The sequence below is a fragment of the Pseudoalteromonas sp. H105 genome (genome assembly GCF_001469215.1).
Classification (GTDB): domain Bacteria; phylum Pseudomonadota; class Gammaproteobacteria; order Enterobacterales; family Alteromonadaceae; genus Pseudoalteromonas.
The window spans coordinates 1-9773 of record NZ_LOFH01000021.1 but is presented as its reverse complement, the minus strand read 5'-3'; the positions used below and the strand labels follow the sequence as shown (position 1 = coordinate 9773).

The 9773-nt window shown below is 40.5% G+C and carries 10 protein-coding genes; 3 read left to right on the top strand and 7 right to left on the bottom strand.

The annotated features are described in order from the left end of the window. The coding region (locus ATS75_RS19850; protein ID WP_161936882.1) for a transposase at positions 1 to 511 on the bottom strand (511 nt) is incomplete at its 3' end. Between the two features lie 268 nt (positions 512 to 779). Beyond that, the gene (locus ATS75_RS19845; protein ID WP_058562145.1) at positions 780 to 1856 is read right to left on the bottom strand and encodes an RES family NAD+ phosphorylase; all 1077 of its coding nucleotides are present in this window, start codon (positions 1854 to 1856) and stop codon (positions 780 to 782) included. Between the two features lie 239 nt (positions 1857 to 2095). Between ATS75_RS19845 and ATS75_RS19840 the strand changes: the two genes are divergently transcribed. Together ATS75_RS19840 and ATS75_RS19835 are read left to right on the top strand one after the other, a co-directional pair. Beyond that, complete coding sequence (locus ATS75_RS19840) at positions 2096 to 3067, top strand: integron integrase (RefSeq protein WP_058562144.1); 972 nt, start codon at positions 2096 to 2098, stop codon at positions 3065 to 3067. 495 nt (positions 3068 to 3562) lie between these two features. After that, positions 3563 to 4060: a hypothetical protein gene (locus ATS75_RS19835; protein WP_058562143.1), complete on the top strand. Its 498-nt coding sequence runs from the start codon at positions 3563 to 3565 to the stop codon at positions 4058 to 4060. 49 nt (positions 4061 to 4109) lie between these two features. On the opposite strand, the gene ATS75_RS19830 is transcribed toward ATS75_RS19835, so the two are convergent. From ATS75_RS19830 to ATS75_RS19810, 5 genes are all read right to left on the bottom strand, one after another. Further along, entirely contained in the window at positions 4110 to 5315 is a 1206-nt protein-coding gene (locus ATS75_RS19830; RefSeq protein WP_058562142.1) for an anhydro-N-acetylmuramic acid kinase, read from the bottom strand. Positions 5316 to 5601: 286 nt separating this feature from the next. Then, positions 5602 to 6021 (bottom strand): hypothetical protein, encoded by a 420-nt coding sequence (locus tag ATS75_RS19825; protein WP_058562141.1) that lies wholly within the window; start codon positions 6019 to 6021, stop codon positions 5602 to 5604. Positions 6022 to 6207: 186 nt separating this feature from the next. After that, the gene (locus ATS75_RS20470) at positions 6208 to 6396 is read right to left on the bottom strand and encodes a hypothetical protein (protein ID WP_161936911.1); all 189 of its coding nucleotides are present in this window, start codon (positions 6394 to 6396) and stop codon (positions 6208 to 6210) included. 459 nt (positions 6397 to 6855) lie between these two features. After that, on the bottom strand, positions 6856 to 7158 hold the full coding sequence (locus tag ATS75_RS19815) for a hypothetical protein (protein WP_058562140.1): 303 nt from the start codon (positions 7156 to 7158) through the stop codon (positions 6856 to 6858). Positions 7159 to 7229: 71 nt separating this feature from the next. Further along, complete coding sequence (locus tag ATS75_RS19810; protein ID WP_058562139.1) at positions 7230 to 8396, bottom strand: acyltransferase family protein; 1167 nt, start codon at positions 8394 to 8396, stop codon at positions 7230 to 7232. A 151-nt stretch (positions 8397 to 8547) separates the two neighbouring features. Here ATS75_RS19810 and ATS75_RS19805 point away from each other — a divergent pair, with 151 nt between their 5' ends. Continuing rightward, positions 8548 to 9693: a sensor histidine kinase gene (locus ATS75_RS19805; protein WP_058562138.1), complete on the top strand. Its 1146-nt coding sequence runs from the start codon at positions 8548 to 8550 to the stop codon at positions 9691 to 9693. Positions 9694 to 9773 lie beyond the last annotated feature (80 nt).

Genomic DNA, 9773 nt, shown 5'->3' with positions numbered 1-9773 from the left:
CGCGCTCTAGTTTTGCTTTTTTACGGCCTAGTTCATCGAATGTGCCGCTCCACTCTTTGCTCGCATTCGATTTCAATTTACACCCATCAATGGCAAATAAGTTACGGCCTATCAAGCCTTCTTCATCACATATCATCAGCACTTGCGTAAACAGCGGTTCAATTTGTTCGTGCATTTTAGCCACAAAACCCGCTATTGATGTGTAATGCGGCTGAATATCCCCCGACACACTCATAAACAAAATATTATTCTCACACGCCTTCGCAATTCGACGACTGCTGATCAAACCATGTGCATAACCAAGTAAAATAATCTTTAGCATCACCGACGGCGGATACGCCGCGGCACCCGTTTTATCGTTGTTATACCACGCGTCAAAGCCCGACAAGTCGAGTTTATTTTCGACAATATAACAAAGCGCATACTCAAAGGTGCCAGGCAAAATTTGCTCAGCGAAATTGATAGGAATGAATTTATTTTGGCAGGATAAATCAGGCTTGTAGTTGGCCATAACAATTTACCGTGGGTGAATAATATCTATTAGATCACAGTCACCCGGCGGATTCAAGGTTAAAAAACAATCAATTTTAAATGGTAGGACATGTTTCTAAAAAGAGTAATTCTACAGCCTCAACGCCCAATTAAGGGGTGAACAACGCCTCCACCCAAACCTAAAGCATTGTGCCATAAACACTAAATTTGAAGTAGAAGCAAAAATGCCAAGCGTTGAGAATCCCTCTTAAATTGATTGTTAGGCAAATACTGCCAATCGATTCAACTTAATACTCTACAGGACCGAAATGTCCTTGGTAACCAACGTGAGTGATGATAAGCCGGTTAATGGAAACCATTTCTACTAACTTAGACTGTAGTGGAAATCCAAAAAGAGCCAAATTTTCTATGGTGTAAGCTTGTGCATACTTTTCTCGTTCAGGGTGATACCTACGTAATGACAAACCATAAGAAGTTTCGAATGGATGCCCTCCAGTTCTAATTAAGCTGAAAAATGAAGGATAGATAACCCCATCATAACCTGCATTTTTAGCGGCCTTAACTATGGCGCGGGAGATTTCATAGGAATGAGACTTAGCTAAAAACAACATATGTATAGCCATATCTAAGCTCTCAAATTCTGTCGAGTTCTCTTCCAGAACATGAGTTAGATCCAACAACCTCAAGTTTTTAATAGTTTTTAGCGTAGCTACATATATGTCATCATCCACCGAAGCTCGGCATTCATGAATACAAACGTCAAGATCTTGGGAGCCGTACATAACAGATAAATCTGATGAATCCAAGCGCCCTCTGCCTGAAAATTCAATTGGTGGGCTGTCATATTCCATGGGCGCAGAAGGCTTGTTAGGGCTAATTCTCAAACGGTAAAATTTAGTCCCGATAGGGATTGTTTTTTCGGGGTACTCGTGTACTACTCGTTTGATAATACCGTCTCGTGTGCTTTCATTTTGCAAATCTTTAAGCGGTTCAACTTCACCGATCATCCATAAACGTGGACCGTAATGGAAAAAACCAATTTGAGCCGCGTCTTCTATTAACTTGATATCCTTCTTTAACCATGCCGATGGACTTATATCACTTTTTCCATAGTGAGACTCATTGGTTTGAATCACAGGCGCAGCACCATAATCACAACGAATTGTAGTGCCGCTGACAAAGAAGCGCCAAGCCAAACCTTTAATCAAATCTTTAGTAAGCTTGCTCCCCCCTGAAGTACCACAGTTTGGGCACTCTTCTTGAGATTCGCTGCCTACCTTATATGCATCTATTCTTAAGCCTTCATCATTAAAGCAATTGGAACAAAGAAGTATTTCTTCACTAGGAAGGGACTGTTTATTCATATTTTACCTATTTGCCTAACAATTTTATAGTGCGCGCGTCGCGCATCTTTCTGCCGATGTCACGCTCATGTATTAATAAATCTATTTTTAACAAATAACGTAATGTATTGCCAACTATAATTTTTTATTGACGCTAAAGAGATTCAGAAAAAAGAAAATGCGCTCGTCGCTCATTTTCTTGAATATGAGAGCCAAGCAACTATACTGTATATTTATACAGTTGAAATATTGGTGATGACATGAAAACGCGCTCTCCATTTTTAAATCATATCGCTGATTATATGTTGGTGCGTCAGTATTCATTACGTACCGTGGACACGTACCTAAAATGGATTGCATCTTATATCCATTTTCATGATAAGCGCCACCCCGCCTCAATGGGAGACAATGAAGTCGAACGCTATCTAGAGTACTTAGTGTTAAAGCAAAACGTTGCACCACGAACGCAAGCCACGGCACTCAATTCATTGTCATTTCTATACAAACACATAATAAAAAAAGAGCTGTCGTTAAACTTAAATTTTGCCCGCAGTAAAAAACAAGCAAAACTACCTGTAGTTATGACGCCCGAAGAAGTTAAGCTGCTTATGACTCATTTAAATAAGCGTTATTACCTTATTGCAGCCCTTATGTACGGAAGTGGTTTAAGAGTAATGGAAGCGGTGCAACTAAGAGTGAAAGATATTGATTTTGATTACAAGTGTATTCAAGTATGGAATGGCAAAGGTAATAAACACCGTATTGTAACGCTGGCCACCGAGCTAATTCCTATGCTTAGAAATCAAATTCTGCAGGTTGATGACTATCTAAAACTTGATTTAAATAACACGGAATATGCTGGCGTATGGATGCCATATGCTTTAACAAAAAAATATCCTTCTGCCTCAAAATCTCTTGCGTGGCAGTATTTATTTCCCTCACATATATTAAGTAAAGATACTCAAAGTGGTGAAATAAGACGACATCATTTTCATCACTCGTGTATAAGAAAAGAAGTAAAAAAAGCCGTTCAAAAATCGGGATTAACAAAGATAATAACACCGCATACCTTACGTCATTCATTTGCAACGCATCTATTACAAAGTGGCGCCGATATTCGCACAGTTCAAGCACAATTGGGCCATTCTGATGTCAAAACCACACAGATCTACACTCATGTTTTACAACAAGGAGCAAACGGTGTTGTAAGCCCATTAAGCAAAATTTTCTAGCTAATATTATGAGGCGAAAAAATGCGTTAGCGGAACGACTGATTTGGAGAATTGAGCCTATAACACTAGAATACTGTGACCGTCTCTTTTCACTCAAATCTGCCCCATAAACTTTAAAGTCCTAAGCACTACAGTTACAACATCCCGTATAAATGTAGGTCACTATTTATGCTGTATTAGTTGCAAAAAAGGATATAGTATTGACTCCGAGCGTATGGTTTTCATTTTATTAAGCTATTGATAGCTCTGTACACTGACTCAAAAGCCTATCATAAACCCAAACAGGGAATGAGAGCACCTCCTCTGTAGCCCTTGTTGCATGGGGCTCTGCATTCAAACTTCTAACAACCTGTTCCAATTCGGGAACAAAAAGAACAAAAAATCGTGTTTTGACAGATAAACTATGCCCATTTATTCAACAGTCATAATTCTGTAATCTAAATATAGGATACTTTCCATTCAATTTAACTAACGACTAAAAGACGACTGAAGCAAATGAACACCGCTCATGTGCAATTGAACTTTGCACTACAACCTCTTGAAGATCCATTATCCGCTGCTATGGCACACACATCTGAATGTGATACTTTGCATCTTGTTGCAAACGATCAGCATGAGGTTAACCTTGCCTGTGCTTTACCTGATGATGCGCATGAGGATGATGTTATTTCAGTCAACGTTACCCATTTGCTTGCTAGAAACGCGCGTTACAGTGTTGAGCACACTGTCACTTTGCACGATCTTGAAGCAGGTAGGGTCAATTTAGTGTTATCTAAAATAGATGTGCCTGGCGGCAGTAATGAGTTTGTAATGCAGTTAATGCTGCATGGGTTGCATGCAACATTAAAAGACAGCGCACAGTTTGATGTTGTCATTACACCGCACGAAAAAGGGTATGTTGAGCCTGCATCAACAACCACCAGCGCGCCTAAAAGCCTCTCGATTCGTCAGTTTTTTGCAAGCTGTAGCAGCGCGTTTTTATCTATTTTTTAGGTCAGATAAAGGCCCACTAAGCATCTAATATAGGCAAATAGGTGGCTGGCTAATCCGCAAAACTGACTTTACCCATTGTTACATCGGGGATCCCTTGTGCTGTATTACCAAAGCGGGCTTGTCCGCCGCTTAGGCACTCATTTGCTAAAATAGCAAACAACACCGCTTCTTTTGCATCAGGGTGAATCCCCAATACATGTGTATTTTGAATCGCCGTTAACTGAGGGCACAAAAACAAAATATGCTCCATAAGTAATGGATTATGAACCCCACCACCACTGGCGTATACACTCACACTATCAAGAGCGGTACTACTGCGGTTAATAGCGTCGGCAATCACCTGGGCTGAAAAACGCGTTAATGTTGCCATTACATCGCTATGTGCCAGCTCCGTTGTATTTGTTAACACTTGCGCGCGTGCTAAGTATTGCAAGTTAAATATTTCAGGGCCGGTTGTCTTGGGAAAAGGCTGTTGAAAAAACGGGTCATCACACAGCGCACTTAAAAGAGCCTGGTTCACCTGACCTTGGCTCGCTATTTTACTGTCAACATCGTAGCTTAGTGGCTTAAAATATTGCTGAATATAGGCATCCATAATTGTATTACCAGGACCAACGTCTGAACTGAATACGGCGCTTGCCTCTGCTGATTGGGGTAGAAAAGTTAAATTAGCGATGCCTCCCATATTAAGCAAAATTCGGTTTTCAGTACGGCTGGTAAAGAACAAATAATCACCGTAAACAGCAAGAGGAGCACCTTCTCCACCAGCCGCAATATGTTTTTGACGAAAATCCCCCAGGGTGGTTATTCCCGTGGTGACTGCAATATGATCGCTATCACCAATTTGCAACGTGCCGTGACCAAAATCGTCCTGCCCATGCTGACTTTTAGGGCAGTGATAAATTGTTTGACCATGACTGGCAATCACATCGATAGAATCAGCCGAAACGCCCCATTTTGCTAAGCATTGATTCACCATACTGCCATGTAAGCGGCCAATCCAAGGATGCAATAATGTCACCTGCTCGAGGTCGCACTCGCGCTTGGCAAAGACTGTTCTTATTTTTTGTTTATAATTTTCATCATAGGCTATGGTATCAAACGCTATCAACGCTAGATTAGTGTTCATGCCATGGTTTGATATTTTGCACAATGCCACATCAAGGCCATCTAACGAGGTGCCACTCATTAAGCCAATAATCAGCTTATGCGGCTTGTTCGCACTTTCATAAAGCTTAGCAATGTGTGGATGCATGTAGGTTACCTTTTAAATATGCAATCAGTTATATTTAGCGAATATCATACTAATGATAAAAATAATTACTGCAATAAATAAAATAGGTTATAAAAAGTGTGGTTATGTTGTTATTTCAGTGTTTTAACCTAAGCTAGCATTAGGTTGGGTGTTTTTTCAACGATACCAAGCGTAAAATAATGTGTAAAACGATTGATATAATCAGCAATTCCCCTAAAGCGCACACTGCCCTGTGCGCTTTTTAATGCGCGTTACCTCAGTATTTCGTCACGCGTTGTCTCTTCATCTACTCAACGTTGTTACTGGTAAACACAGACAATATCGGGTAATCAGCCTCACCAAACGACACCGTAAAAGAACGCCGCTCACCTCGGGCTAATTTAACCCCTTGCGTCATCGACAAGGGCGTTTTTCGCTGACCGTCAGCAAACAAGGCCATAAAATGAGACCCTTCGAGAATACGCGAACCCGATGCATCATTACGCACCGTAACAACCGCTACACGCTTACCTTGCTCGCTGCTCATTAGCACGGTATTAAGCAGCGTAAAATCACTGTTTTTAGGTTTACTTTGTGCATCATTTTCAAACGCGAACTGCATGCCTTGCAGCGCAACTTGGTCAACAGATAGTACATGGTTATTTGCATTAACGCTGAACCCCGCCCCCAGTAAAACAACGCATGGAAGTAATAAGTATTTATTCATGTAATTCCTTAAAAATTAATAACCCAGTATGTTGCCCAGTTCAATAAAACCTCACGTTTATGGCTAACGCTGTTGTTTCGTTACAATAAGTAGCCCTAAGTACGCCTAACTTCAAAAAACTGTTGTGATTCAATAAAACCGGGCACTAATTTACATGTGCTCAAAATATAAATTAATTTGGGCTTCCTAAGCCAGCTCAATAATTTTCGTATGTTCATCTTCATCGCAAAGAAACAAGATTAATGCATCTGAATCATCGTTTGTTGCCAGCATTTTAAGTTTCACTGAATCCAAGTAATCAAACAGCGTGGGTGAGTGCTCAACACTCCCTCCTCCTCCTACTAGAGAGCCAAACCATAATTCGTTTTCCTGCAAAAACCTCAAGATCTTTAAATAAACCTGACGTTTCAAAACGCACGGGCGTGAGCTTTTGCAGTAATGGCAAAACACGTAAAGGATCAGAGCGGTTATCGACTCCAATAACAACATTTGCGCTACTCAACGCCCTCACCAATGCACCAACAGGGGTTATATCGCCCAACGACTCTATAAAACAATTGTCTTTCTAAAACTCACTGATACCGTCGAAATACGCATCAGGTGAAACACAATATAACTAGAGCGACTTAACTACCGCGATATTGTTGTTTAATAGCTTCTTCCCTAACACGATGAGTGGATGAGCTTTTTTGCCAAAACCGAGCTTAAGCAATAACGTGTTTATCAAATCCATGTTTATCACTGAGTACCAAATAAAAGTAGCGCCATATTTTTATCGTGCATTATTAGGTACATTAAAACAATCATTACTTTTATAAGTTACCTGTAATTACGCTAGACTCTATTGAGTAAATTAATCCACTCAAGTGGGTTTGATACGATAAACTGATAGTGACTGTTGTCTTTTAATACGATCTCAATCGCATCCTGTGTCAAAGGGAAAATACCCGCACCGGTGCCTAGGCATTTGCTCACTTTTACAATTTCACGCCGTGAAAACGTATAAGGCCCTAACCCAAATTGTGTGTTAAATGCAGTAAAGGTTACATCGCTATCGGTTAACGTAAACTTACCATCGGCTTTAATCGCCCCTTTTTGAATCGTGGCGGTTGTCGATTTGATTGTTATTGCTTGCATAATAATATTCCTTTATGTAGTTATTAATGTGTCAGTTTTGCTGCTTTGAAGTCATTACCAAGTGACGACATTTAAGCTGACTGTATTACCTTTCTCTTGGTTTGCCTACCGTTAAGTAGTGCGCCCAACCACGTATTTTTAACTAATAATAAATAACTTATTTGACCTATAAGTAATGTAACAACCACGCTAACTATAAACTTTACTAAAACTGGCCAATTAGTATTAATCAATGGCATCTGGATATAAATCAGCACTGGCACATGTATTAAGTAAACCCAATATGATGCATTTGAAATACTGCGACTGAGCTTGCTTTGGTGATTTAAAAAACGATGCCCAAGTAAAAATACCATGGCGGTTAACAAGATGATACTTGCGACCTGAGTGAGCACATGCAGAACGTGTTGTTGGTCTGCTGCAAAACTCCCAATGGTGGCAGCAGCTATCACTTCATCTAGGGTCGGCGCCGCTGGCAGCAAATAAAAATAAGCAATAAGGGATAAAGCCGCACCAACGCTAATAGGCCATAAGTACTTATGATATGACGAAATGAGCTGCTGTTTTTTATAAAGCCCCACTCCTAAACAATAAAAACTGCCGTAAAAACCATACGACCATAACTGTGGCGTGAGTTTATCAGGAGCAGGAAATGGAATAGGTTGCCCCATTAATGAAAACGTTAACACGATGGAAAGTACAACCCACATAAATAAAGGGTGAACACTAAGCGCATCGAATTTATTGCCTAATAAGTTAGTTGTTTTCAACAACCAGTGAATTAAGCAAAACTGGAATAAGTTCCACAAAAACCATAAGTGCATAGTGCTAACAACAGGCTCTTTAATAACTTTAAACACAGCAAAAATCGGCGGTATTGGATTAGCTATACCGGCTCCAAAACTCAAGGCATGGTAGTAAACGGCAAAGCTTAACGGTAAAAATACAATAAAAGGCAGTAGAATATGTTTACTGCGATGATGTAAAAAGCGCGCGTTGCTCGATTTATCTATTAAAAGTGCACTGCAAAACCCTGCAATAATAAAAAATAACGGCATCCGAAATAAGTGCAGCGTATGCGTAATATAATCAAATAGACCATGTGTGCTTGGGTCTGCCGTAAACCAAATATTGCTAAAAAACGGACTGTAGGCTAAAGCGGCATGAAATACGATGCCGAGCAATAGCGCGAGGCTGCGTAAATTATCAATGTAATGTAATCGACTGTCTTTATTCATTAATGTGCCCTACTAATTTTTATTAATAAAGCATAAATGAATGAGGCATAATGGCACTAGTCACAAAGCTCATAGCCCGAGCTATGACAGATGTCACTGTTTTTACAACGCGAGTTCTGCAATAATTGATAAAAAAAACAGGGCCGTAGTAATGGAATCAACTATACGACATACAACCGATTGGCGTTTCTCAACATTGGCATCATGGCTGGGTGTTACATCGGCGTGTGCTTATTATGCAAACTCTGAACTAGCACTGTATTTGCAAATCATAGTAAGTGGTTCCATTTTAGCTATTTTGCTGTATGTGTTAAAACAGCCCAACAAATTTGTTCACGGCGTAGCGCTTGGCTATTTCCTGCTTGTTTTGGCAATGATACAACTGAGTTCAACATCCTTAGTTTTTATCCACCTAGTGATGTTTACCGCGGTTTTTAGTCCTCATTTTTCGCTTCCTAAAATACTGGCTTGTGTTGTAGCCGCCATGCTGGTGTATGGTTTAACGCATTATGCGCGCTGGGAAAATGGCATTCCTTGGATCACGTTTACAATTTGGTTTTTCTTTTGCTTAATGAATTGGTTTGTTAGCCGGCGTATTGTCGAAAGTTTAAATACACATTACCAATCCCGCCAAAACTACAAAGAGTTAAAAGCCACCCAACACATGATGGGGGCAATGCATGCAGCGCAAGAGCGACAAAACATATCACGCGAGCTCCATGATTCGCTCGGCCATAAGCTTACCGCGCTCAGCATTCATTTAGATTTTGCTAAAAGAGCAGCAAATGAAGCCACCGTTGAAACCCTCTCTCTTTGCCACCAACTTAGCCAAGAAGTATTAGCAGAAGTACGCGAAATCGTTTCCACTCAGCGCAATGGCAAAACGATACTTAAGCAAGCTCTTGAGGCCATTTGCGAACTAACACCTAATTTACACTGTGATCTCCAACTAAGTAAGGAGACAGAGCAGCTCCCGCAAGACTTTGCATTGTGTGTGTTGCGGTTTACCCAAGAGATGATCAGCAACACCCTTAAACATACCCAAGCAAACCATTTTACTTTGCATGTAAATGTCACCCACGTTGACCAACACCCGCTGTTAATTGCAAAAGCATATCACAATCAACCAGAGACCCACCTACCAAAGCAAGGGAACGGGTTAGCTGGGTTAAATGAGCGCATGGCACAATTTGGCGGTGAATTTTCACAACATCTTGAGCAAGAAACACTGATCAACACCATGACATTACCACTAAATGTAGAAGAAAATAGCCATGATAAAGTGCCTACTAGTTGAAGATCAGACCTTAGTTCGTTTAGGCCTCGCTAATTTACTTAACCTCGATAGCGCCATTAATATCGAAGCCCACGCTGAAG